The organism is Pseudomonas sp. NPDC089918, assembly GCF_050280605.1.
In the GTDB taxonomy this organism is placed as follows: Bacteria; Pseudomonadota; Gammaproteobacteria; order Pseudomonadales; family Pseudomonadaceae; genus Aquipseudomonas.
Genome location: NZ_JBNNVP010000013.1, coordinates 31,579 through 56,685 on the forward strand (window position 1 = coordinate 31,579; position 25,107 = coordinate 56,685).

General features: G+C 56.1%; 22 protein-coding genes and 3 pseudogenes. 14 read left to right on the top strand and 11 right to left on the bottom strand.

Annotated elements, in window-relative coordinates; all coding sequences use genetic code 11:
• Window positions 1-6 precede the first annotated feature (6 nt).
• Entirely contained in the window at window positions 7-858 is an 852-nt protein-coding gene (locus ACQKPC_RS11710; protein WP_427624702.1) for a 3-hydroxybutyryl-CoA dehydrogenase, read from the top strand.
• Window positions 845-1,498: a TetR/AcrR family transcriptional regulator gene (locus ACQKPC_RS11715; RefSeq protein ID WP_427624703.1), complete on the top strand. Its 654-nt coding sequence runs from the start codon at window positions 845-847 to the stop codon at window positions 1,496-1,498. The genes ACQKPC_RS11710 and ACQKPC_RS11715 overlap by 14 nt, the downstream gene beginning before the upstream one ends.
• Before the next feature lie 121 nt (window positions 1,499-1,619).
• On the opposite strand, the gene ACQKPC_RS11720 is transcribed toward ACQKPC_RS11715, so the two are convergent.
• The 4 genes from ACQKPC_RS11720 to gabP all read right to left on the bottom strand — a co-directional run bounded on the left by ACQKPC_RS11720 (window position 1,620) and on the right by gabP (window position 6,829).
• Window positions 1,620-2,855, bottom strand: coding sequence for a saccharopine dehydrogenase family protein (locus ACQKPC_RS11720; RefSeq protein ID WP_033036557.1), 1,236 nt, complete (start codon window positions 2,853-2,855; stop codon window positions 1,620-1,622).
• 27 nt (window positions 2,856-2,882) lie between these two features.
• Window positions 2,883-3,980 carry a carboxynorspermidine decarboxylase gene (gene nspC, locus ACQKPC_RS11725; RefSeq protein WP_218395090.1) on the bottom strand — a complete coding sequence of 366 codons (1,098 nt, stop codon included), beginning with the start codon at window positions 3,978-3,980 and terminating at the stop codon, window positions 2,883-2,885.
• Window positions 3,981-4,217: 237 nt separating this feature from the next.
• Entirely contained in the window at window positions 4,218-5,309 is a 1,092-nt protein-coding gene (locus ACQKPC_RS11730; protein WP_427624704.1) for a GlxA family transcriptional regulator, read from the bottom strand.
• A 113-nt stretch (window positions 5,310-5,422) separates the two neighbouring features.
• Entirely contained in the window at window positions 5,423-6,829 is a 1,407-nt protein-coding gene (gene gabP, locus ACQKPC_RS11735; RefSeq protein WP_427624705.1) for a GABA permease, read from the bottom strand.
• A gap of 451 nt (window positions 6,830-7,280) precedes the next feature.
• Between gabP and ACQKPC_RS11740 the strand changes: the two genes are divergently transcribed.
• The gene (locus ACQKPC_RS11740) at window positions 7,281-7,970 is read left to right on the top strand and encodes an SOS response-associated peptidase family protein (protein ID WP_427624706.1); all 690 of its coding nucleotides are present in this window, start codon (window positions 7,281-7,283) and stop codon (window positions 7,968-7,970) included.
• A 92-nt stretch (window positions 7,971-8,062) separates the two neighbouring features.
• Here ACQKPC_RS11740 and ACQKPC_RS11745 read toward each other — a convergent pair whose 3' ends face one another.
• Window positions 8,063-8,959, bottom strand: a complete 897-nt coding sequence (locus ACQKPC_RS11745) for a LysR family transcriptional regulator (RefSeq protein WP_427624707.1) — start codon at window positions 8,957-8,959, stop codon at window positions 8,063-8,065.
• A gap of 100 nt (window positions 8,960-9,059) precedes the next feature.
• Here ACQKPC_RS11745 and ACQKPC_RS11750 point away from each other — a divergent pair, with 100 nt between their 5' ends.
• Complete coding sequence (locus ACQKPC_RS11750) at window positions 9,060-9,722, top strand: NADPH-dependent F420 reductase (protein WP_427624708.1); 663 nt, start codon at window positions 9,060-9,062, stop codon at window positions 9,720-9,722.
• 162 nt (window positions 9,723-9,884) lie between these two features.
• On the opposite strand, the gene ACQKPC_RS11755 is transcribed toward ACQKPC_RS11750, so the two are convergent.
• Both ACQKPC_RS11755 and ACQKPC_RS11760 read right to left on the bottom strand, forming a co-directional pair.
• Window positions 9,885-10,658 (bottom strand): NERD domain-containing protein, encoded by a 774-nt coding sequence (locus tag ACQKPC_RS11755; protein WP_427624709.1) that lies wholly within the window; start codon window positions 10,656-10,658, stop codon window positions 9,885-9,887.
• Between the two features lie 176 nt (window positions 10,659-10,834).
• Window positions 10,835-11,599: a tetratricopeptide repeat protein gene (locus ACQKPC_RS11760; RefSeq protein ID WP_427624776.1), complete on the bottom strand. Its 765-nt coding sequence runs from the start codon at window positions 11,597-11,599 to the stop codon at window positions 10,835-10,837.
• Between the two features lie 407 nt (window positions 11,600-12,006).
• Between ACQKPC_RS11760 and ACQKPC_RS11765 the strand changes: the two genes are divergently transcribed.
• On the top strand, window positions 12,007-12,405 hold the full coding sequence (locus tag ACQKPC_RS11765; protein ID WP_256348550.1) for a hypothetical protein: 399 nt from the start codon (window positions 12,007-12,009) through the stop codon (window positions 12,403-12,405).
• Window positions 12,406-12,616: 211 nt separating this feature from the next.
• Here ACQKPC_RS11765 and ACQKPC_RS11770 read toward each other — a convergent pair whose 3' ends face one another.
• Both ACQKPC_RS11770 and ACQKPC_RS11775 read right to left on the bottom strand, forming a co-directional pair.
• Window positions 12,617-12,922 (bottom strand): NIPSNAP family protein, encoded by a 306-nt coding sequence (locus ACQKPC_RS11770; protein ID WP_427624710.1) that lies wholly within the window; start codon window positions 12,920-12,922, stop codon window positions 12,617-12,619.
• A gap of 112 nt (window positions 12,923-13,034) precedes the next feature.
• Window positions 13,035-13,676, bottom strand: a complete 642-nt coding sequence (locus ACQKPC_RS11775; RefSeq protein WP_052964729.1) for a LysE family translocator — start codon at window positions 13,674-13,676, stop codon at window positions 13,035-13,037.
• A 301-nt stretch (window positions 13,677-13,977) separates the two neighbouring features.
• Here ACQKPC_RS11775 and ACQKPC_RS11780 point away from each other — a divergent pair, with 301 nt between their 5' ends.
• The 6 genes and pseudogenes from ACQKPC_RS11780 to ACQKPC_RS11805 form a co-directional block, all read left to right on the top strand.
• On the top strand, window positions 13,978-15,153 hold the full coding sequence (locus ACQKPC_RS11780) for a PAS domain-containing sensor histidine kinase (RefSeq protein WP_427624713.1): 1,176 nt from the start codon (window positions 13,978-13,980) through the stop codon (window positions 15,151-15,153).
• 193 nt (window positions 15,154-15,346) lie between these two features.
• Window positions 15,347-15,493, top strand: a complete 147-nt coding sequence (locus ACQKPC_RS11785; protein ID WP_427624778.1) for a hypothetical protein — start codon at window positions 15,347-15,349, stop codon at window positions 15,491-15,493.
• Between the two features lie 739 nt (window positions 15,494-16,232).
• Window positions 16,233-17,660: a diguanylate cyclase gene (locus ACQKPC_RS11790; RefSeq protein WP_427624714.1), complete on the top strand. Its 1,428-nt coding sequence runs from the start codon at window positions 16,233-16,235 to the stop codon at window positions 17,658-17,660.
• A 778-nt stretch (window positions 17,661-18,438) separates the two neighbouring features.
• Window positions 18,439-18,684: an IS66 family insertion sequence element accessory protein TnpB gene (gene tnpB, locus ACQKPC_RS11795; RefSeq protein WP_427624716.1), complete on the top strand. Its 246-nt coding sequence runs from the start codon at window positions 18,439-18,441 to the stop codon at window positions 18,682-18,684.
• 18 nt (window positions 18,685-18,702) lie between these two features.
• A pseudogene (tnpC, locus tag ACQKPC_RS11800) lies at window positions 18,703-19,634 on the top strand (IS66 family transposase); the annotation flags it as partial.
• Between the two features lie 240 nt (window positions 19,635-19,874).
• Window positions 19,875-20,093, top strand: a pseudogene (locus tag ACQKPC_RS11805) (TraI domain-containing protein); the annotation flags it as partial.
• 157 nt (window positions 20,094-20,250) lie between these two features.
• Here the strand turns inward: ACQKPC_RS11805 and ACQKPC_RS11810 are convergent.
• A pseudogene (locus ACQKPC_RS11810) lies at window positions 20,251-20,413 on the bottom strand (ABC transporter); the annotation flags it as partial.
• A gap of 225 nt (window positions 20,414-20,638) precedes the next feature.
• Window positions 20,639-21,574, bottom strand: a complete 936-nt coding sequence (locus ACQKPC_RS11815) for a helix-turn-helix domain-containing protein (protein ID WP_427624717.1) — start codon at window positions 21,572-21,574, stop codon at window positions 20,639-20,641.
• 572 nt (window positions 21,575-22,146) lie between these two features.
• Here ACQKPC_RS11815 and oxdA point away from each other — a divergent pair.
• The 3 genes from oxdA to ACQKPC_RS11830 all read left to right on the top strand — a co-directional run bounded on the left by oxdA (window position 22,147) and on the right by ACQKPC_RS11830 (window position 24,841).
• Window positions 22,147-23,202 carry an aliphatic aldoxime dehydratase gene (gene oxdA / locus ACQKPC_RS11820; protein WP_427624718.1) on the top strand — a complete coding sequence of 352 codons (1,056 nt, stop codon included), beginning with the start codon at window positions 22,147-22,149 and terminating at the stop codon, window positions 23,200-23,202.
• Window positions 23,203-23,289: 87 nt separating this feature from the next.
• On the top strand, window positions 23,290-24,156 hold the full coding sequence (locus ACQKPC_RS11825; protein ID WP_427624720.1) for a transporter: 867 nt from the start codon (window positions 23,290-23,292) through the stop codon (window positions 24,154-24,156).
• A 160-nt stretch (window positions 24,157-24,316) separates the two neighbouring features.
• Window positions 24,317-24,841, top strand: coding sequence for a group I truncated hemoglobin (locus ACQKPC_RS11830; protein WP_427624722.1), 525 nt, complete (start codon window positions 24,317-24,319; stop codon window positions 24,839-24,841).
• Window positions 24,842-25,107 lie beyond the last annotated feature (266 nt).

Sequence of the window (25,107 nt, forward strand, 5' to 3'; positions counted from 1 at the left end):
ATGCGCATGAATCTTCAGAACATTGGCGTCATCGGCGCCGGCACCATGGGCAATGGCATCGCGCAAGTCTGCGCCCTGGCCGGTTTCAACGTGACCTTGATCGACATTGCCGAGAGTGCCTTGCAAAAGGCAATCGCGACCGTCGATAAAAACCTCGATCGGCAGGTCGCCAAAAACACGCTGACGCATGAGCAAAAGCTCGCTGCCCTCGACAAGATTCGCACCAGTACCGATTACAACAGCCTGCAAAACGTACAAATGGTGATCGAAGCCGCCACCGAAAACCTCGACCTGAAACTGCGGCTGCTGCAACAAATCGCCGCGCAGGTCAGCGCCGACTGTGTGATCGCCTCCAACACGTCGTCGCTGTCCATTACCCAACTAGCTGCCAGCGTCAGTCAGCCTGAGCGCTTCATCGGTTTGCATTTCTTCAACCCGGTGCCGGTAATGGGCCTGATCGAAGTGATTCGTGGCCTGCAAACCAGCGATGCCACCCACGCCTTGGCGCTGGACATGGCGACCACACTCGGCAAAACAGCAATCACCGCCGGCAACCGTCCGGGATTCGTGGTCAACCGGATTCTGGTGCCGATGATCAATGAAGCGATCCTGGTGTTTCAGGAAGGCCTGGCCAGCGTCGAAGACATCGACGCCGGCATGCGCCTGGGCTGCAACCAACCGATCGGCCCGCTGGCGTTGGCGGATCTGATCGGCCTGGACACCGTGCTGGCAATCCTTGAAGCCTTCTATGACGGCTTCAACGACAGCAAATACCGCCCCGCTCCACTGCTCAAGGAAATGGTCGCCGCCGGTTACCTGGGACGCAAAACGGGGCGTGGCTTCCATGCCTATGCCTGAGCGGTGCTCACGCTTCGCCGAATACCGGGACAAGGTGCTGGAGCTCTTTGCCAGCAAGGGTTTCGGTCAAGTCGGCATGCGTGAGCTCGCGACCTGCCTGGGGCTCGCTCCAGGCTCGCTGTATCACCATTACCCCAGCAAGCAGCACTTGCTGCTCGACCTGATCGAGGAGTTCTACGAAGAGCTGCTGGCCACCCTGGGGCGCATCGAACAAACGGCCCCGGCAAAACGCGACAGACTCAACCAATTGATTCGCGCGCACCTGAATCTGCATCAGGAGATGCCCTGGCATTTTCGTCTGGTGGAGCGCGACAGCGGCTGCCTGAATGAAGAGCAGCAGGAACGGGTCCGGCAACTGCGCGAGCAATACGAACGCAAGTTGCTGCTGATACTGCGCATCCGCCCCCGGTTCAGTGAACAGGGCGTGTTGGCCGCCGGTCATGCCATTGGCGCCTTGCTTAACAGCGCGCCCAGTTGGCTGACGCACTATTCGCTGGATGAACAAGAGCGCGATAATCTGCTGGAAAACATGGTGGGTGGCGCCATCGAGCGATTACTGGCGCCAGGTGATAAGCCGCGCCTGGCCAGTGTGATCAAAAAACAGGACGTGTATCCACGGTCGCAAGTCCCCATGCAATAAAATCCCGCACCGGGATTGGCACAACAGATGACGCACAAACAAAAACGCCGCTCAATGAGCGGCGTTTTTGTGTTTGGAGCGAAATACAAGATTCACCTGTATTTCGCACGCCTCAGGCGTTTCAGCTCCAGGGACGGTCTCCATTCTCGTCCTTGATGCGGGTCGGCAGACCCATCACATCCAGCGCCTTGAGGAACGGCTCGGCCGGCAGCTCCTCGACGTTGGCCATGCGCTGCACATCCCACTCCCCGCGTGCGACCAGCAGGGCTGCCGCCACAGGTGGCACGCCAGCGGTATAGGAAATGCCCTGGCTGTCGGTTTCGGCAAAGGCTTCTTCGTGGTCGGCGACGTTGTAGATGAACACTTCGCGCGGCTGGCCATCCTTGGTGCCTTTTACCAGGTCACCGATGCAGGTCTTGCCGGTGTAGCCAGGCGCCAACGAGCTCGGATCAGGGAGCACAGCCTTGACCACTTTGAGCGGCACGACTTCCAGGCCTTCAGCGGTTTTGACCGGTTGCTCGGAGAGCAGGCCGAGGTTCTTGAGTACGGTGAACACATTGATGTAGTGCTCGCCAAAGCTCATCCAGAAACGCACGTTGGGCACGCCGAGGTTCTTGGACAGGGAGTGCACTTCATCGTGGCCGGTCAGGTACAGGTTCTGCGCCCCTACGACCGGCAGGTCGTCGGTGCGTTTGACTTCGAACATAGTGTTGCTGGTCCACTGACTGTTCTGCCAGCTCCACACTTGTCCGGTGAATTCGCGGAAGTTGATTTCCGGATCGAAATTGGTGGCGAAATACTTGCCATGGGAGCCGGCATTGACGTCGAGAATGTCGATCGAATCAATACGGTCGAAATACTGTTGTTGCGCCAACGCTGCATAGGCGTTGACCACACCAGGGTCGAAGCCCACACCGAGGATGGCGGTGATGTTCTTCTCTTTGCATTCCTCGAGGTGCTTCCACTCGTAGTTGCCGTACCAGGGCGGCGTCTCGCAGATTTTGCCCGGTTCTTCGTGAATGGCGGTGTCCAGGTAGGCCACGCCGGTATCGATGCAGGCACGCAGCACTGACATGTTGAGGAAGGCAGAACCGACGTTGATGACGATCTGCGATCCGGTTTCGCGGATCAGCGCCTTGGTCGCCTCGACATCCATAGCGTTCAGCGAGAAGGCTTTGATGTCAGCGGGCTCTTTGAGGCTGCCCTTGGCCTTGACGCTGTCGATGATGGCCTGGCATTTGGAGATGTTGCGCGACGCGATAGCAATACGACCGAGTTCATCGTTGTGCTGCGCGCACTTGTGGGCCACCACCTTGGCGACACCTCCTGCACCAATGATAAGCACGTTCTTCTTCAATTTTTCTCTCTCTCCTTCTCTGCCAGCTTACGAAAGGCTGGACATGTAGTCGTTGAAACCAAACTCACGAACCACCTCGACACTACCGTCGAGTTGTTTCACTACGATGGACGGCATTTTCAGGCCGTTGAACCAGTTCTTCTTGACCATGGTGTAACCCGCCGCGTCGACGAACGACAGCCGATCGCCGATGGCGAGGGGACGATCAAATTGATACTCGCCGAAAATGTCGCCGGCCAGGCAGGATTTGCCGCACACCATGTAGGTGTGTTCGCCCTCGCTGGGCGCCAGCTTGGCATTCAGGCGATAGATCAGCAGATCGAGCATATGCGCCTCGATGGAGCTGTCCACTACGGCCAGGTGCTTGCCGTTGTAGAGGGTGTCGAGCACGGTCACTTCCAGCGAAGCGCTCTGGGTGATGGCGGCTTCGCCCGGCTCCAGGTAGACCTGCACGCCGTATTTCTGCGAGAAGGCCTTGAGCCGCGCGCAGAATTCGTCGATCGCGTAGCCTTCACCGGTGAAGTGAATGCCGCCGCCCAGGCTGACCCATTCGACCTTGTGCAGCAGATGGCCGAACCGCTCTTCGATGGTGCTCAACATTTGGTCGAACAGGCCGAAGTCGGCGTTCTCGCAGTTGTTGTGGAACATGAAACCCGAGATTTGCTCGATGACTTGCTCGATCTTCACCGGATCCCACTCACCCAGACGGCTGAACGGCCGCGCCGGATCGGCCAGCAGGTAATCCGAGCTGCTCACCTGCGGATTGACCCGCAGACCGCGCACCTTGCCGGCTGAAGCCTCGGCGTAGCGCTGCAGCTGACCGATGGAATTGAAGATGATCTTGTCGCAGTTGTCGAGCATCTCCTCGATCTCGTCGTCGGCCCAGGCCACGCTGTAGGCATGGGTCTCGCCAGCGAACTTCTGTCGACCGAGCTTGAGCTCGTAGAGCGACGACGACGTAGTGCCGTCCATGTATTGCTGCATCAGGTCAAACACTGACCAGGTGGCGAAGCACTTGAGTGCCAGCAGGGCCTTGGCCCCGGACTGTTCGCGCACATAAGCGATCTTCTGCATGTTCGCCAGCAGCTTTTGTTTGTCGATGAGGTAGTACGGCGTCTTGATCATTTCGAGGCCTCCGGCAAGGCCAGCCAAAAAAAGGATGCGCATTGTGCCTTCACTGGCAACTTATCGAAAGAGCAGAGAGCGCAGTTTGCCGAGCCGTCCTTGATTGGATCCAGAAGCCAGCGTCAGCGGCAGCTCAAACGGCGGCTGCTTTCTCGAACACAATGCAATAGTGCATCGTTCGGGAGGTGTCGACGCAATTTCGGTTTCAGATGCTGACTTTATTGCGTACCGGGTCGTTCAGGGTTTCAGAATTTTGATACTGGCGAACGTTGATTCATCTCGTGCCTGATCCAGCAAACTCATCGGCCTTGCCATTGGCAATGCCTGTGCAACCGGCCTTGATGTCACTTGCGGTTGCGTTTGCGTCGCCAAGCGCTCATCGCTGGGTGGAATGCCGAAATACTCGCGATAGCACTTTGAAAAATGGGGTGTGGACACAAAGCCACACACCACCGACAACTCTACTATCGAAATCGGCGTTTGCTTGATCAACTGACGAGCGCGGATCAGACGCAGCTTGAGGTAGTAGCGTGATGGTGAGGAATGCAGGTATTTCTGGAATAACCGCTCCAGCTGTCGACGGGACAAACTGACATAGTTCGCCAGTTCGTCGAGGTCGATCGGCTCTTCCAGATTGGCCTCCATTAAGGCGACGATTTCCTGCAACTTCGGTTGGTGGGTACCAAGCATGTGTTTAAGGGGCACGCGCTGATGATCCTGCTCGTTGCGGATTCGCTCGTAGACGAACATGTCGGAGATGGCCGCTGACAGTTCATGACCATGATCGCGACTGATCAGGTGCAGCATCATGTCCATTGGCGCGGTGCCACCGGAGCTGGTGAAGCGGTCTCGGTCAAGGGTGAATAGACTGGAGCTGAGGTTCACTCGCGGAAAAGCTTCCTGCATGGCCGCCAGAAACTCCCAGTGCACGCTGCAGTCGAAGCCATCGAGCAAGCCTGCCTGGGCCAAGGCCCAACTACCTGTGCACACGCCCCCTATCCGCTTCGCGCGCCGCGCCTGGGCTCGCAACCAGGTAATGTGTTCACGGGTCACCGCGCTTTGAATGCCAATGCCACCGCAAACGATCACGGTGTCCAGTATCGGTGCGTTATTGATCGCCGCATCCGGAGTGATCGGCATGCCATCGCTCGCCCACACCCGCTCGCCCCCCAGGCTGAAGGTGTGCCAGCGGTACAGCTCTTGTCCGGTCAACTGATTGGCCATTCGCAGAGGCTCTATGGCAGATGCCAAAGAGATCAAAGTGAATTGGTCCAGCAGCAAGAAACCAATGGTTTGGGGAGGAACGGCCTTGGAGGTGTCGTATGCCATCGAAGTTTTTTCTCGCAGTGAGCGGTAATGGCCCGTGGCGCTGGCGGTATTAACCGCCCCGCCACTGCTGGCGCACTGAAAAGATCGCAAGCAGGTTTATGCTGATATGGCTGCTATGCACTTTCCGCCGACACTGCACTGCGCGGCTGCCCATGCTGACGCGCGGTCACAAGGCCGATAAAGGAAATCACCAGCGCCAGACCGATGGTCGAAGAAACTTCCATACGGTGCTCGGGCGTCACCATCATCACCGCCAACGCTGCGCAGATGAAGGCGATGACCAACCAGGTAAGCCAGGGGAACAACCACATTTTGAAGGTCAGCGTGACATTCTGCCGAAGCAGAATCTTGCGCATACGCAGTTGCGACACGGCGATAACCAGGTACACCAGCAAGGCAATGGCGCCGGAGCTGGCGAGCAAAAACTGAAACAGTCCGGCGGGCATGAAGTAGCTGAACAAGGTCACGCCGGCACCCAGTACGGTGCTGGCGATCACTGCAGCCCTCGGCACGCCACACGACGACGTCACCTTCAGCGGCTTCGGTGCATCACCGCGCTTGCCCAGCGAAAACAGCATGCGCGAGGCAATATAGATCGACGAGTTCATGCAGCTGGCCACGGCAATCAACACCACCACATCTACCATTAACTTGGCGTGGGGAATGTTCATCAATTCCAACGCTCGCTGGTAAGAGCCCACCGACGCCAGCAACGGATCATTCCAGGGCACCACGGAAATGACCACGAAAATGGACAGCAGGTAGAACACCCCGATCCGCCAGATCACCGAGCGTGTGGCTTTGGCGATGTTCTGCGCCGGGTTGCTGGATTCGGCAGCTGCAATGGTCACTGCTTCTGTACCGATGAAGCTGAACATGATGGTGATGAATGCCCCGACAACCGCGGACAAACCGTTGGGCGCGAAACCGCCATGTTCCTCCATGAGTCGACTCAACCCGCTGGCTTCGCGCTCGGGAATCCAACCCATCAACACCGCAAAACCAAGGCCGATAAAGCCGATGATCGCCACGACCTTGGCCATCGCAAACCAGAATTCGAACTCGCCGTATTTGGACACGCTGAACAGGTTAGTCACGACCAACAGGATGATCGACGCCAAGGCAAACAACCAGGTATCGATCTGCGGGAACCATTGGTTCAATACATGCCCGGCCGCGAGCGCCTCGATGGGTATCACCAGCACCCAGAACCACCAATAGAGCCAGCCGATGGTGAAGCCTGCCCAACGCCCGATTGCCTGGTCGGCGTAGGTAGAGAAAGATCCGGTGTCCGGGTTGGCAACCGCCATTTCGCCCAGCATGCGCATGACCAGAACGACCAAAAGACCGGAAAACAGGTAAGCCAGTAATACCGCCGGCCCCGCCGCAGCGATGGCATGTCCGGAGCCAACAAACAAACCTGCGCCGATAATCCCCGCGATAGAAAGCATTGTGACGTGACGCGGCTTAAAACCCTGCGCCAACTGACCGTTCGAATCTCTGGAGTTCAGGTTATTCATTGTTTTTTTTTGTTCTCTGGTGATCGACGTTAGGAGTACTGACTGAGGGTCAGGCGATCATCATTTTTCCCTGTTGCCGCGTCTCGAACGCGGCGCACCTCAACGCTCCGGAGTTTCTAAATCAAGCATCACAGCCGCACACGGCCATGAAGTGACGCGTCACCTTACGCGTCTTGACTTGAAAGCCAGTAGCCCGAGTGCGCCATTTACGAGTCTGATTTCGACACGTGTTGCGCGTATCGCGTGTGGTGCATTAACCGGAAAAAAAGAGAGACCGATGTCTCTTTTCTTGTTTTTAGCTGGCCATTAACAAACAGCAATATGGGAATCGGCCCGTGGTTCAGTGCCGCCACACCGCAAATCGATGTTCAGGCCGACACTGAGACAAGGTTTCCTCATCAAGCCGCCAGGTTCTGATCTACGCTGAAAACACAACCGGAGGCTTCCAACGATGTGCGGACGTCTTTCCCAGTACCGAGGCATTCATGACTTTGTCGCGGCGCTCAACATTCCAAACGCATTGATCAACTATGCAGGAGACCAGCCTTTAGAGCTCTACAACGTCGCGCCATCCGCTCAGCTCGCCCTCTTCCACCAGGAAGGCCAGTTTATGCGAGCCGACATGGTGCGCTGGGGCTGGCGGCCACGCTGGGCAATGGAGCATGCCGCGCCGATCAAGGTCCGAGTAGACGGAGTTGCCCATAATCCATTCTTCAGAACGATATGGCCGCATCGGGCGATCATCGCGATCGACAACTGGTTTGAATGGGTGGACGAAGGTGGAGCGAAAACACAGCCTTATCTGATCCGGCGCAAGGATCGCGCCCCAATCTTCTGCACCGCGATAGGCCAGTACCCCACCGCCGAGCATGCACCGGAGGCGCATGACGGCTTCGTGTTCATCAGCGCCGACAGCAAGGGCGGCGTGGTGGATATACACGACTGGCAGCCAGTGACGCTCAATCCCGAACTGTCGCGGGAATGGCTGAATCCAGCTACATCGGAAAAGCGCGCGGAGCAAATAATGCTATTACAGTGGGAGCCGCCGGAGGCTTTCGAATGGTTCAAGGTCGATCGCGCTATCGGTAATATCCGCAATCAGCAGAGTGGCCTGATCAATCCCAGCGATCGACTTATCTGAGTTCCTGCTGGCCAAAAGCAGCCTGTGAATGAAGCAGTAACCTGCGACGATCAATCACAGGTCAATGCGGCTGAGACAACTCAAAAACCTGCTCAAGGAGCACCAAAGCGGGCGAGCGCAGCGTCGATAAAACGTCGCAGTTTAGCGGTTCTCTGACGATTGGCCGTGTAGAGCAAATGCATTTGTCGGCTTGGGGCCTGGTAATCAGCTAATACTCGAACTAACTCGCCGCTGCGCAATGCCGGCTCAAGAAAGTCTTCGGGGCCAAGGACAATCCCGAACCCGTCCAGTGCTGCTGACAGCAATGCTTTGCTCTCGTTGACCTGCAACCGACTGGCGACCTGTACCCGTTCAACCGCGGAACCTTTGCACAATACCCATTCGCGGTCGGCCGGCCGGGACCAATAGGAATAGCCCAGACACTCATGGCTCTTGAGATCACCCGGAATTTGCGGCACTCCACGTTCGGTGAGATAGCTCGGTGCCGCACAGGTTACCAATCGATAAGGCGCCAACGGCCTGGCGGTCAAACTGGACGTAACCAACGGGCCGATCCTGAAAGCCACTTCGTACCCCTCTTCCACCAGATCGACGAAGCGATCGGTCAAATGCAGATCAATTTCGACCTCCGGGTGTTGACGCAAAAACTCCGTCACAAACGGCATGAGGCTATAGGAGCCGAATGTTACGGGCGCGCTGATTTTCAGTTTGCCACGCGGGGTGTCATTCATGATCTGCGCAAGGGAGTCGGCAGCCTGAGTTTCGCTCAAAATGTGCTTGCAGCGTTCGTAGTAAGCGCTGCCCAACTCAGTCAGGCTCTGGCGTCGGGTGGTACGGTTCAGCAGCCGCGCACCTAGACGTTGCTCAAGCGCGGCAACATGCTTGGCCACCATTTGCGGCGACAGGCCCAATCGCTCGGCGGCGCTGGCATAGGAGCCGGATTCCGCCGCCATCACAAACGCCCCCATGCTCGTCAGGCGATCCATCATTCAACACTCCTGGTAACGAGACTAGGTAGCCGATGATTATTTATCTGCTCCTGGTTGGCAATCATCATAGTTTCTTCTTACTAACCAACGGAGCAAGGACATGCGTATCGGCATTATTGGGGCAGGCTTCATCGGACGTGCAGTGGCGCAATTGGTCATCGCGGCAGGACACGAGGCGATGCTCAGCAATTCACGTGGGCCACGGACCATGAGCAGCGTGCTCAGCGGCATTCCTGGCAGTCAGGTCGGCACTGTCGAGGACGCAGCACAATTTGGCGAAGTTGTACTCGTGGCCATTCCTCTTGAGCATTACCGAAGCGTGCCGGCCAAGTGGCTAGAGGGCAAAACCGTTCTGGATGCCAACAATTACTACCCGGAACGCGACGGTCACATTGCCGCTCTCGACCGATTCGAAACCACCACCAGCCGCCTGCTCGCCGAGCATCTGCCCCGCTCCAGCGTGGTCAAGGTGTTCAATGCAATCCTCGCCCAGGACCTGCTGCTGGACTCGCGCCTGAAAGCGGCGCCCGACCGGCGTGCACTACCAATTGCGGCGGATGACCTGGCGGCGAAAGCGCTGGTGATCACGTTGCTGGATGAGATTGGATTCGACGCGGTAGATGCGGGCAGCCTTGATGAAAGCTGGCGATTCGAACGGGCCAAACCCGCCTACTGCGTACCGCTGGATAAAGAGGGGTTGAAGGTTGCATTGGCTGCGGCCCAGCGGCAGGTCGAATTGCCCGAGGGAGCGTGGCGTCGCTGAATACCCACAACCTACTGGATCGAGAGAAGACTTGGAGCTGACTGAGGGCAATGTCAGCTTTGGGTCGATACGGGCGATTCGTGAGCGGCCGCTTTTGCCGGGAAACGGATGACGAGCCAGTTGCTCTCATTCGCGTCTTCACAGGACGAAGTAGCTGGAGGACTAATCCAAATCCTGTTTCGCTCGACATTTTGGGTAGGCGCTGCAGCCCCAGAATCGCTCTCCTGCTCTATCGCCTGTCTTACGGATACGAATTTCGAAAGCACTTCCACAACGCGGGCAACGGCGTTTCGCCAAAGGGTCGTTTCGCTGTTTCAGTCGTTGTACATGCTCGTAGTGGGTAGTGAGCGTACTGTCCCTCTTCCCGCTCTCCATAGCCTTCACCATTACACTCACCTGCGCTTCGCTAAACACAGGCAGCTGAAAGGACTTGATATAGCGGATGCAGCTGACGCCTTGGGTGACATTGTCCGGCATGACGGTCTTGAAGCTACTGCCGCCGACGAAGGCGATTACAGAATGGATGTGCTCGGGCGGAACGCTGAGCAGCGCTTCTAGCGCTTTCAGGTGCTTGTAATTCTGCCGCAGCGGGTTCTGGAACCTGAAGCGATGCCGGAAGATCTGCTGTGTCCACTGGGCCTGGCGCTCACCGCCGAAAATCCAGCCGCCCATGTTTTTGGTCTCCAGCACGAAAATGCCAAAAGGCGACAGGAACACATGATCGATCTGGGTAGTGCCATCGGGCGTATCCAGTGTGACGTTGTGCAACCGGCGGTAGACCTGGCCATCCAGCCCATAGTGGGCAAATGCCCTCACCAGCAACTCACCGAACCAGCCCTTGAACCAGGGTGTCTTGATGATGATGACGAGGACCAATAATGGCAGCAGCCACTTCAGCATGTCGAACAGCGGCTGGAACATCACAAAAATATTCATCGCTTCCTTTGCGTTGGGAGGGTGTGTCCGTACACCGGATGAGGCCACGCCTTCACCCTTTTTGTTCCTTTCTAGCTTAGGTGAGGTAACTGGCGTCTGCTTTCGGCCCTGCTGTGTAAAAACGTTTTAGAGCAGGTTTGACAGTCAGAACTGGAAAGAAAATGGACACCAGCAACTCAACCGCGCACCAGGTAGGCCCCTGATGGAACCCGATATCGCAGCTTCTTGCATTTGCCCGGTGCAGGCTGATGCCCCGGCGGACGATCAGGAAACCAAATTCGGCATTTACCCGGAGGTGGCATATGGCCGCGGGGTATCTCAACCTCACCGTACGCAGGCTCTGGCTCGACATTAACCATTTGCAATTGTCCTTCGGGCCCGGCTCTGCCAGTCGTCGGTGCATCCGAAACCCGATTTGCCTCTACGCGAGTGAAGTTGTCAGCCTCGCGCCCAGGGTTCTGAGTGGATTGCTCAACAACCGCCATTTCCGCTTCGCGGCGCCTTTGGCTCTCCTCTGCCAACCCCTTCTGTACTGCGACCAGGTTCTCTTTGGCATTGGGTGGGGTACCCGAAGACTGCGCCTGCTGCGCCGCCTGGATCAATTGGAAGTTGCGGTTGCGCAACTCGACGTTGCGACCCACCCGCATGTTCGAGCGCACCGCCAAGGTTTCAGCCTGCTGGTACTGCCCCTGCTGAAGACGCAACACACCGAGGTAATGCAGCGTCGCGGGATTGTTCGGCTGGATATGCAGGGCACGCTCCAGCGTGGCGGCGGCCTGATCCAGTTGGCCATTTTCATACTGCCGCGAGGCGGTTTCGATCAGGGTCGTTGATGCGCTGTTGCTTTGCGCGGGCGCTCTTCGCTCGGCAGCAAACGAACAAAGCGACGTGACGGCGCAGAACACCAGAATGAGACCCGGCAAAAAACTCTTGGTTGGCATCAGGGGGCGGACTCGAGTGAATTCGGAGGGCACTGCCATAAAACAGACCACAGTGCTGCTCGGCAATCCAATACCGGGCCGCTATTGACCTGGCCAATACCCTGAAGTTCCTGCAACAACGGCCGTCGCAGCCAGCATCATTTTTTACCATCCCAACATCTAAGCATGAGCTATTGCTGCACTTCGCGCAGAGCAGAAAACGGCCAGAAGCGGGCATCGAGAAAGCAAACTTCAAAAGTGGTCGAACATTGAGAGCATTGGCTATTTAACCAACGGGGCCCTAGAACTTTTCCCTATTTATCGGTCTATGTGGATAGGTACATTCGCCAGGTAAGCACGCCTCCCCGCAGGCTTCCCACTGCCAGATGGCCACACGCCCAATTGTCAATCAGAGGTTGTCTTCGCGCATGAAATTCCATGTCCCACGGATGGTGCTCTTCGGCCTGTTCGCGTTCGCGGCAGTGGGCTCGGCATCAGCCACACAGATGAAGACCTCAACCCCTGTTTTCGCAACTGAAGCCCCAGCCGTACAGGCTCCTGTCCAGGCCGCCGGCAACCCTTGGCCGACCTTGGCGAGTATGGCCGGCAAGCAGCCAGGGCCGTTGCTTGCCCATGACGACCGATACTGGCATGACGGCCGTTGGCATGATCGTAGGGACAATTGGCGCCGAGACGACTGGCGCAGAGATCAGTGGCGTAGAGAGCAAGCCCGCCGGGAAGCTGAACGCCATCGTGATTGGGAGCGCCACCAGGATCGAGCCATGCGGCACCGTTACAAGGATGATCACGGTTATTATCGTCGCTAGTGCGAAGCCCCGGAACAATCCACCTGCAACACGGGGCGATATTGCCAGCCTGCAAAACCAAGACTCAAATCGGTCCGAAATAGCAGTGCTCGCCCACATCGACGAACGCCGGCAGATTTAACGTAGAAACACGTACTTCAATACGGTATCTGGGTTTTTTCACACTCTGGGCCAAAAGTAGCCTCCTTGGCGCGGCCGCAAACACGTCAGTTCAATCAAGAATGGGACGAAGGAAACTGCGCTCGTAGTTCAGGATGAATTTTTGCTCGGTAGCTTGCGCCACCAATTGAACACACTCAGGATCAACTCCGGCCTCCCTACGGTACTGCTCATAATCTGCCAGGCTGGAAAAGCTGAATAGACAGTAAGCGATGTTGTTGGCACCTTCGGCTGGGAGAAAGTAGCCGTGGTGGTTTCCTCCCATACGAGTCACCACACGAATCCAATGACGAGAATAGCTTTCGAAAGCCGGGATCTGATAGGGATCGATTACATATCTGACGTGGCAAGTAATCACTGGATCATTCCTTTGAAAATGGGCAAACCGCTATCCTATACATGCCTTAAACCGATGGCAGTTTTGGGTCCACAGCCGCCTTTTATACATGTCAGAGATCGACCCGACGCCCCTACGCCGCCTGCCGCCGCATGGTCAGGATAGCAGCACCAAAACCGATGAATGTCGACCCCACCACCCGGCTGACCCAACGGGATAGCGCAGGCCGGGTTAGCACACCCTTGGCCCGCGAGGCGAGCGCGGCATAGAGGCTCAGGGACGACACCGACAATGCCATGAAGATCGAGGTGAGGATCAGAAATTGCGGTAGCAATGCCGCACTCTGATCGATGAACTGCGGGAACAACGCGGTGAAAAACATCGTCGCCTTGGGGTTGGTCACCGCCGTCAGGAAGGCGGCTTTGTACAGTTTGGAGCGAGTCGGCCGGCTTTCCTTCAAGTCGTCCTGAATCCCGTCCGGGAGCATCGGGCCCTTTTTGAACAATTGTCTGATGCCCAGGTAGAACAAATAACCGGCACCGATGAACTTCACTGCGTTGAACAGCCATTCGGAACTGGCAAGCAGCGCCCCCAGCCCCAGCATGGCAGCGGACGACAGGCAGAACAGGCCACTGGCGTTGCCGAGCGATGACCATATGGCGCTGCGCTGCCCATGGGCCAGGCTATTGTTGATCGCCATCAAGGTCGCAGGCCCTGGGCTGGCAATGGCAATCGCGGCGACCAATGTAAACGTCAGAATCGAGTGAGAATCCATTTTCAAAGCTCGTGGTGGCGGGGGCCGGCATGTTACAGGAACGAACGGGGCAACGAGTTAAGTGGTGCTCGGTTTCCCAGACGGTAATTGGATTGAAAGCGTTCCTTGCCCACAGACAGCAACCGCCCCATAGCTGCCAGTGGTGACAGGCAGAAAACGGCCAGAAGCGGTCATTTACAGCTGGTGAAAACCCGAATTTCAAGGCCTGATAATCGCTGCGAATGTTGTAAATCTTCAGGCTCCTTGCGCAAGTGGTGTCTATAATTTTTCAGATATCGGCCCCATTGGTCAGTGAATACAAATGCCCGCAGATGACGATTCGCTGCCCGGTTCTGAAATTCTCTTCGACGAAGCTGATTGTGGCTTACTGCTTACCGCAGAAAATGGCCAGATCGCACAGGTCAACCTCACCTTCTGCCGCTGGATTGGCTACCGCAGGACAGAGCTGCTCGGTCGTCACATCCAAGACCTGATGACCCCTGAAGGGAGAACGTTTCACAAGACGTACTGGGCGCCCCTTATGCAAATACAGGGCGTGATCGCTGATGTGAAATTCGATCTCGTTCACTACAACGGACATTCAATTCCGATGATGCTCAGCGCCATCCGTTGTGAGAGTTCTGCTGGCATATTTCATGAAATGACACTGTTCAAAGCCGAAGATCGGCAAAGGTACGAGCGCGAACTGCTCAATGCCCGAATGCTCGCCGAAAGACATTTGGCAAAACACCTCAAGGATCAACGGGTAATGGATATTACCCAAAACAAGCTGCGCCTCACTTACGCCGCGGCGGAAGACAGGGCCCTGTTCGCCGAGCAGCTTATCGGGATTGTCAGTCACGACCTGCGTAACCCATTGTCGGCGATAAAAATGGCAGCGGAGCTGCTGGGTCGCAGGGAAATGGATGCTAAACAAGCACAAATCCTTGGCCACATCACCCACTCCGCAGAACGCGCACAGCGTCTGGTGGCCGATCTGCTGGATTTCACCTTGACGCAGGTGGGGCGAGGAATCGCAGTCCTGCCCAAACCCGTCGATCTACACGAACTGGTGGCCGACTGCCTGGACGAGTTGAGTCTGGCGTTCCCCGGACATGAGTTGACCCACCTGCGTTATGGACAAGGTGACTTTACTGCCGACAGTGATCGGCTGTATCAGCTCATCGGCAACCTGGTCGCCAATGCAGTAGCCTACGGTGCTGCCGATAGCGGAGTCACCGTTTCTTCGCGCTTCGAAGATCAAGCCATCATCCTTACGGTGCACAACCTTGGCACACCCATACCGCTGGAGTTGCTCAAGGACCTGTTCGAACCGATGATCCGTGGCAGTCATGACAATGCTGAACTTAGAAGTGTCGGGCTGGGCTTGTTCATTGTTCGTGAGATCGCACGGGCGCACTACGGCGAAGTGGCTGTAGCATCTTCTCTAACGAGCGGAACGACATTCACTGCAACCTTTCCTCGCACCTTAAGTTAGCTTGGATTGACCTCACCCAGCCCCGTCGCCCTTCATTAATAGCCGACGATAGCCTGATGTGACTGGCCGCTATGGGTCGAAAGTAGCCGGTGACAGCTTCATCAGTTGACCATACCCCAATCAACCGATTGCAGGTTCCAATTGGGGGCACTGTCGCTGCTATGCTTGGGCTTTCTCGAAAGGAATCGACACCATGCCAAGCAATTATTCACTGTCGGATGTACTGGAAAGGCTGTTCGAAAACCAGCAGGCCCTGGAGGCGGCCATTATGGAGTTGACCCTGCTGGTCGAGGAGCAAGGGGCGCAGGAAGTGGGCGGAAATGTCCGTGGCGCACTGTAGACCATGGGTGAAAACGCCGGTCATATCAAACAAGGCCTAGCTCGATTGAAGAAATTGGACATCGGTTCACCGAGTGCACACCAAGGGCCCGTCGACAGTCATGTCGAGGTGAGTTCGGTTAACCTGTCCGGTTCACCTCACAGGTAGCTATCGGCCGATTGTGTTGAAAAAGTCGGCCATGGTTTGCGCATCCAAAAAGTACGCGTCCGAGATTGAAATCTTTACTTTTGGCAGAGGCTTCCGGACTCGGATTTCACGTAGCCGCGTGCGAAAAAGGCGTTTTCACCAGTCAATGATCAGGCAGTTTGGGCAGACCGACTTTTTCAACAGAATCGGCCAATTCCTGCCTCTCACGACTGACCGAAATCCACAACCCAAAGCTGCCCCATCAGACATCTTCCTATGTCTAGCGAGACTGGGGCAATTACCTGTATGCGTCCGGCAAAGTCATCTAGCTAACTCCGCTAGTCCAGCCATGGTGTCCACCTGATTTTGAGAAAGGACAGCTAACCCTTAGCCGATGAGAATAACGAGACATTCGTTATTCGTTTGTTGCGCTCGTGTGAACATTTTTACCTACTTCTGCAGCAGAAATTGGTAGGGAGTCTAAAATTGAAATGCCATGGATCGGTTCCATCCCATATCTGCGTAATGATGCGAGGGACCGTTGGCAGGTAGGTGGCTTTGGAGCCAACACCGGTCCGGTGTTGGCTAAATGGATTTGAACTTGGAGGGAACCATGAGCAATCTCATCGCCAGCGGCGAACCACCTGAAGCCGTTCGCGCCATGGTCAAGGTTTACGCCTACTTGCTGCTCGTCGGATTTGCGTTTGTTCCGGCCTTTTTGATTGGCTACTTATACGTCTTTCAAGACCCCACCCTTATATTCGAGAACCACCTGTTCCATATCATTGCGATCACGGCAGCCACCTTGGAAGGATTGTTTGTGACGTACGTAACGTGGCGCTGCTATCAGTCATCGGGAGACCCGCTGCTGCGCTGGATGACGCTTGGCTTTCTCGGTTTTGTGCTGATCTACGCGTTGCATGGTGTGTTCACCGGGCTCGCACACCACAATATCTGGCTCTTCCTGCTTTATGGTCCAGCCTCTCGACTGGTCATGGCGACTCTGCTGTTAGTCGGAATGCTGTCGTACCATCGCCCACCTGATGCTGCGGACCAACGAATGAAGTCCCGCCCGTGGCTGACCTGGATAGGACTGTTCCTGCTGGTTGACGTGGCAGTGGCGTACGTCGCAAATTCACCGATCGCCGGCAACCTCGCGGTGCGTTTCTCGATGGAAGGTGGTGCCCTCGTTCTTTCCATGTTGACCGTGACAATGCTCCTGCTGCGCCGTATCCGTTCGCCGCTGATGATGATTTTTGTCATCTCGGTCACTGCGTTCGCGCTGTCATCTCTTGCCTTCATCCTTGCACGTCCGTGGAACCACATGTGGTGGCTCGCTCATGCGATCTTCGCAGGTGGATTCTTCATGTTGAGCTATGGGGTAGTGCAAGCGTTCCTCACCACGCGGTCGTTCTCGAAGATTTACAGCCAAGAGGAGTTGATGGTACGTCTTGCCGAAGCGATGGCGTATACCGAGAGCGCCCTGCAGGAGCTCCAGCGCACCAATCAAGAACTCGGCCACCTTGCGGCGACCGATCCACTGACTGGCGCTGATAATCGGCGTCGGTTCATGGAGCGGGTCGAAGACGAAATTGGCCGGACCGCGCGCGGCGGTGAGCCGTTCTCCGTGTTGGCACTCGATCTGGATAATTTCAAGTCCATCAACGATCGCTTCGGGCATCAGATTGGCGATGACATCCTGAAGAGTTTCGTGGAGAAATGCCTCGATTCCATCCGACCGTATGACGGCGTAGCTCGAGTAGGCGGAGAAGAATTCATGATACTGCTACCTCAGACTTCACTTGAAGGAGCGCACGAAATCGCTGAGCGTCTGCGAAGCACCGTTGCAAATAATTCTTTTCATGGCCTGCAGCGGTTAACCGTGGTCACAGTGAGCATCGGCGTATCGCAGTTTGGCCGCGACGGCGACACCATCGAGGCAATTCTACGTGCAGCCGATCAACGCCTATATCACGCTAAACACGAAGGCCGTAACCGTGTGGTTACTACCATCAAAACCAGCCTCCAACCTCTGCCCTGACCATCATCTCGAAGTCTCTGAAAGCGTCGGCATTGCGCCACAGCATTGGGCGTTATGGTTTTCTGGTTCGTGGGCATAGGCAAGCGCCGCCACTCAGTGTCAATGTCCCCATAGGGTCGATTGCCGCCCCTCACGACAGGCAGAAATCGGCCACAAGCAGTCGGTGGACAGACTAGTGGCAAATAGGTGGTGTCCTGCTACCCTCTTTACCATAGTCGGGCTTGCCGTCACTCCTGTCGTGTTCCCCCTCGATAGACCTCGCGCTACCGCGACAAGAAACCGATATGGCATGTCACCTAATGAGAGAGTATTAGGATAGCGCCATGAAATTTCGATGCCCTAGCTGTGGTTATATCGCAGACTACCTTCCGCCAACCCATAGGTGTCCTACATGTGACAAATTTTCCCACGAATGGCTGAGTTATGATTGGGAAAGCTTTGCTTTAATGAAGCGTCGACATATTGGATATAACCTTTTAATCATTGGCGTGGTTCTAATCAATTTTCTTGCAACGACCACCTCGAAATCAACCGATGCGCGTCAATGGCTGTTCAACTTGTTATTTATTCCAGCAATGATCAGTTTGTTTTATTGTCGAGAGCAGCTTAGAAAGAAATCGGAGTATGAAGGGCATAGCGGCAGGGCTACGCGTCCCTGGTTTATCGGTGGTTGGGGTCTCTAAAGCGGCTAACAACTCGTATTTGGACTCTCCCCACAAGTGATTAGTAATGCTTTCCAACCCTGTCGTCAGTGCGATTGCATTCGTATACCTAGCCTGTGTTTGATCCGGTGCTTTTCATCTTTCTCAACAAGCCTCGCAACCGAGTGAAGATTTTGTATTGGGAGCGCAATGGCTTTTGCCTTTGGCTAAAGCGGCTGGAGCCCGAGCGTTTCAAAACATCGCCGGATTGTTCGGATGAAGCCATCGTGCTGACGGTTCAAGAACTCAACTGGTTATTGGACGGTTTTGATTTGTGGCGCAACCGTCCGCATCAAGTTTTGACGCCTCGATTCGTCGCCTGATTCGGTATAAGCCAGGGCATGATTTCCATGCCCAAAGACCGTCCTGACGACCCTGTTTTGCTCAAGCGACTGCTTGAGCAAATGCTGAGTGAGCGCGAGTCGGATAAGGGCAAAATCGTTCATCTCGAAGAAGAAAACGCGCTGTTGCGTCAGCGTCTTTTCGGGCGCAAGTCAGAGCAGACTGCCGATCCTGCGACCCCGCAAATGGCCTTGTTCAAAGAAGCTGAAAGCGTCGCCGAGTTGGTCGACGAAGCGGTTGAAGAAGAGGTCGTAGTGCCGAACAAGCGACGGGGAAAACGCAAGCCTCTGCCTGCCGATCTTCCGCGTATCGAAGTTATTCATGAACTGCCCGAACATGAGCTGACCTGCGCCTGCGGTTGCCGCAAGCACGCCATTGGCGAGGAAATCAGCGAGCAGCTCGAAATCGTGCCGATGCAAATCCGCGTGATCAAACATGTGCGCAAGGTCTACGGTTGCCGCGATTGCGAAACCGCCCCGGTTACCGCCGACAAGCCGGCGCAGCTGATCGAAAAGAGCATGGCCAGCCCAGTGTGTTGGCGATGTTGCTGACGACCAAATACGTCGATGGCCTGGCCCTGCACCGCTTCGAAAAAGTGCTGGGCCGCCACGGCGTCGATATTCCACGCCAAACCTTGGCGCGCTGGGTGATCCAGTGCGGCGAACATCTGCAACCCTTGCTCAACTTGATGCGGGATCGACTGCTGGAAAGTCGCGTCATCCACTGTGACGAAACGCGGGTCCAGGTGATGAAAGAACCGGGGCGAGAGCCGACCAGCCAATCCTGGATGTGGGTGCAAACCGGCGGGCCGCCGAATCAGCCCGTTATCTTGTTTGACTACTCGACCAGCCGGGCGCAGGAGGTTGCGTCGCGCCTGCTCGAAAGCACGAGATCCATTTCATCCGTTCAGGACACAAAGAGGTACTCCGCGTAGCGCGTTGTTACATGTCAGAACCTGAGGCATGGAAAATTGCACTTATGCAAGCTGGGGCCTGTTACGGCGACATCGTGCAACTGCCTGCGCATGAAAGCATGATGGCGTTGGCTAAACGATTTTCTGTCTCGGGTGTGCGATGGAACAAAGCCAGCCATACCATCTCATTTGCAGAACGCTCCCATCTGATGTCATTAAAACTCTTTGGCAAAGAGAACTGTGATGAGCCGAACCGGGTACACCGCCCTCTTCCATGCACAGTTCATCCAGCCCCACTTAAATACGCTTCATCACTACGCCGAATAAGTCCAGCAACTCCCGGCTAGCGAGGCCCACCACCACGCGTATTTTGGCGGAATACTCGACCATGGCCTGGAGCTACTCGCTTGCAGTTTAAAACTGCATCAGCCGTATCTACTGCCCACCGGTCGAAGCCGCAGATCATATGCAGGAAGGGTTCGAAACCGGTGCCGCCGACGGACTTTGGATTTCCCCGACGTTTATGAATACGGGACTGACGCTTTCGTTGATGGAGTAGTTCCCATTTTGCAGGAGCGAGGGCTATTTCATCGAGATTATGAGAGCTCGACCCTGCGGGGTCACCTGGGTGTGCCAGTCCTATCACCTTTTTCTGTTGGAGGGCCATGTAGGCCGAGCCGGTGTCTTGGAAGGTCACGTGGGTGGCCCCGGCAATGCGGGGTCGACTATTCGGAGGTCGAGCCTTTGGTGGAGCTGATGCGCTTGTCCTTAAAGAAGCTTTTCGGCTGATCGGCGTTGATAACGGAGTTTCTCAAAAACTGAGATATGTACTTGAGGAGGGAGTGACTCACGAGCCGTGTTGAAATGTTCCAGTTGGTTTGTCATGCAGCTGCGCGTGCAATGACATCGGAAGCAATTATCATCGCTGGCTCTGCGCTACGGCAAAGGCAGCCGCTGCACACTCCTCTCAAATGATGCACATCGAATGTCTTTTGCTTCAGAAGCGATAAAGACCGCCCATTTCACTCTCGTCGCAGGAGAGTATGGGGAGCAACGCCAAAGGCCTTGCGAAAAGCGTGGCTGAAATGAGAGAAGTCGGAGAAACCGAAATCCAGCGCCGCCTGAGAAATACTGCGGACTTGACCACGCTCAATAGCGTCGCGGCTCGCGAGCAATCGCGCCTTCCAAATTTCCGCGACCGGCGATTTCTGATGACGGGCGAAAGCGCGCGTCACAGTACGCGTGGAGACATGGTGAGCTTGAGCAATGCGTTCGAGCGACAGGTCCGCCTCGGTCAAATACTGGTAGATGTAATTCATGATCCGGCCATACAGGTCCAACTCGTCATGAGTCTGCTTTAAATCCTGAAGTTCCAGACTGACGACCAGAAGGTCGAGCAAGGTGCTGGAGTAACGACTGGATATTCCTGTGTTATGGAAGCCTGAAGGCATACCCGCGGCTTGGCGTAACATCTCGCGTAACGGAATCACCCCTGGGCGACGATCATCCAGAACCACAGCGGTGCAATCTGCTATGCCGGGCAACCGCTGACTGAGCAGTTGTCGCGGAATGCGGACAAGGTGATTGTCGGTACCACCGAAGCTGAATCTGAACGGCTGGGATGCGTCATAAAGAAACAGATCGTCCGCGGTGAGCTTCGTCCGTCGGTCAGCCTGTTCCAGTTCGCCATAACCGCTCCTGGTAAAGCCCAACCACAAATCGTCATTAGGATCACTGCGTAGGTGCTGGGCGGACCGCTCCCAATAGTGCAAGGGTGCGGACAACGTGCAAATGTCCAATACCCCCATGCTATGCACCTCCAGAACCCCGTCGAAATCGCTCTGCGCCAGCAGTTTGCTGTCGGCGTCCAGGCAATGATGACAAACCACATCTTTCCAGTAATCAAACCGGAGTGGTGCCGTAACGGCAAGGGTCGAATAGTGACATGTCTGGCTCATTGCATTCACCTACCGGCAGCGATTTAACAAAAAAGCGTGGTAACGTTTTTGCGAGCCAAGCAAATAGCAGGCCACCCGCATGGCCTCATTCCAGCTATTAGACGCACTACAAGATAGCCACCTGAACACTCGGCTGGCGCGTAGGTCGGTAGATCCTCCTAAACACTCCCCTTGCAACTTCCCAGGGCGCCTCGCCCCTTATTTCACAAGCCCCGCACCATTGCTGCGCACTGATCTGCCGGCCATTTCTACCTGTCCTTTTTAACCAAACGGTTGTCCATTCGAGCCAAGCGCATTTCTTCTCCCCTCGATAATTTTCACTCCATGCCGTGTCCCTACATACACGAATGACGAGGTGTCTCATGCAACTACGAGAACAGCAGCGACTGTCCGATTCATCCTGGTTTTTACAGAGATGGGACATGGCACCCGAAGAGTTTGCCACTTACCTACTGCAACTCGGAACCCTGGCGCTGCAACGCCGATGGAGTAGTCCCAACCGCAAAACACCAACATCCACTGGGATGTAGAACAGCGAACCGTCCGTTTGAGACGGAATTAAAGGAGCCCCCATGGAATCTGCAATCGATAAACATCTCAAATGTCCCCGGACTTTGTCGCGTCGTGTTCACGACGATTACAAGCCACCTTTCCCGATGTTTGTAGGGCGAGCTGACGAAAACGTGAAGCAAGTTGTGATGGCTTACCTCGGGGTGCAATTTCGCGACGAACGACGCGCCGCCGCCCTGCAAGCCATACGCTACATTGACGCCAGCTTTGCCCTCGCCGATGGCCCTGGGCATTACGACCTGACCTACCACCTCGACAATCAGGGTTATGGAAACTTCATCGCCGTGGGTTACTGGCGTGATCCCGCCGCCTATCACCGTTGGCTACTTTCACCGCCTGTAGCGAATTGGTGGGGCGACGATGCGCGTCTGAACGAGGGGTTGGGGTATTTCCGCGAAGTCATCGCACCGCGCGCCGAGCAGTTCGAGACGCTATATGCATTCAAGGACGATTTGCCAGGTATCGGTGCAGTCATGGACGGCATCAGCGGCGAGATTGAGGAGCACGGCTACTGGGGCTCGGCGCGCGACCGCTTTGCTATCTCGCAGACCGACTGGATGCAGCCGACCAGCGAACTTCAAGTCATTTCAGGCGATCCCGCCACGGGCGGCAGGGTCGTCGTACGCGGCCACGATAACCTGACGCTGATCCGCTCTGGACAAGACTGGGTCGAAGCCGGCGAGGAAGAGCGCGCGTTATATTTCAACGAGATGCTGCCGCCACTGCAAGACGGCATGAACTTCCTGCGTGACGAGGGGCAGGCGCTGGGCTGCTACAGCAACCGCTTCGTACGCAATATCGACCTTGATGGCAACCTCCTCGACATCGCCTATGACATCGGTCACTGGCGATCGCTCGACAAGCTGGAGCGCTGGGCAGAATCCCATCCCACTCACTTACGCATTTTCACCACTTTCTTCCGCGTGATCGGCGGTCTTTCGAAGCTGCGGCTGTATCACGAGGTCTCGGTTGCGGATGGTAGCCAGCAACTGTTCGAGTACATCAACTGCCACCCACAGACCGGGATGATGCGCGACGCGCAAGTGTCGCCCACCTGACTCCATCGCTGACTCCACTTTTAGCCCTGCGCGTTGCCTGACTGGCGATAGCGGGGCTCTTTTTGCCCGAAAAAAGGATCTTCGATCATGAAACGGTTCCGCTACCTGTCGCTTGCAGCCCTCCTCCCCAGCCTTTCCTCCCACGCTCTCGAGGTGGATCCTGGCGATTACGAGCCGCTCCCCGTTGGAGCGACCATCGGCGTGCTCTACTACCAGCACTCCACGACGGACAATGCCTACTCCCAGGGGCACAAGACCAGTTCCAATTTCAACCTGACTTCCGATATCGGCATCCTGCGTCTGCTGCACGTCTACCAGTTGAGCGAGCGGCTGACCATCGAGCCTCAATTCCTATTGCCCTTCGGTCATGTCTCAGGCGGTGGTGACGCTTCTGGTTTAGGCGACGCCAGCGGCATCGGCGACCTCATTCTCACTGCGCCGCTCAAGTATCGTCTCAACGACGCCAACGACACCCTCGGTGCGACCGCTTACCTGTACGTGCCGACTGGCGACTATGACAAAGACGACGCGCTCAACCTTGGCGAGAACCGTTGGAAGTTCGATCTCCAGGCCGCTTACGTCAAGCACTTCACAGAGAAGTGGGCCATCGACCTCGTCGGTGACGCCATCTGGTACGGAGACAACAACGACTTCGGCGCCAGCTCAACCCGCCGGGAGCAGGACGTTTCCTACGGCGCTCAGTTGATGGGGCGCTACATGCCCGACGAGACAACGGCGCTCGCTATCGGCTTCGGCCACAGTTGGGGCGGGGAAAACCAGGTCGATGGTGTCAATCAGGACGACAAGATGGAAACCACCAACTTGCGCGTCACGGCCAGAAAGTTTTTCACCGCCAAGGACCAAATCCAGGTGCAACTTGGACGCGACCTTGCGGTGGAGAACGGCCCCAAAGAGAACTTTCGCATGAACCTGCGCTACGTAAGGGTTTTCTAGACCCGCCCGTCGCTACCCCCCGTTGTCCTTATCAATCAAGCGTATGCCCAACGACGAAGTCAACCTGGCTCCATCGCACGACTTCGCATCCCGTATCAATCGGGCCAACGCGACAGTTGGCTAATGAGATGCCCCTAATCCGAAACGGAGTAACCCGACAATGACCGACCAGCAACCAACAATGGAACAACAACCCTCCCTCTATACCCGTCTTGGCGGCTATGACGCTATTTATCAGTTCGCAGGCGCAGTGTTGAGAAAAACAATGGGACACCCCGCCATCGGGCACATCTGGGCCCATATGTCGGAATCGACGTTCCAAAAGGAACACATCAATTTTGTCGATTTCCTTTCCGAGCACTGGGGTGGAAGCGCCAAATACAGGGGCAGAGACATGGTCACCGCGCATCGCGGGATGGGTCTGACCGAGGTGCACTGGCAGGCGGTGCTCGATTGTCTCGAGGAGTGCTACGACGACTACGGTCTGGCCCCGGATCTGCGCAAGGAGGTCAATGACTTCCTCATCAAGTTCAAACCGGCGGTGATTGGGAGCCCTTCCTATCGGGACGTCGTACTCGCACACCCGGAAATGGACCCGGCCAAAGGAATGAAGAGCGTTGGGGTTTTCTGGCCGAAACCCGGGAAGTCATCCCAGAAACAGACCACGCCCGAATCCGAAAACTAACACGCTCGTCAAAAACCGGAGCCACACCAATGGGGCGTATCCATGGGGTGCCCTTCATGCTGTCGAGAGCTCGCTCTGGCAGCCGACGGCTACCGTGGTGTGGCTATAAAAACACGGGCACCCGCGTCCCGCTCAACCAAGCGAATGTCCTCCTCAACCAAGCACCGCTCAATGTGCGGAGATAGCTTGATACCAGCCCGGCCGCGACTTCGCCAATAGTGCGCACCGTGCCCGGGCATCACCGAGATGACGTTTGAACAGACATT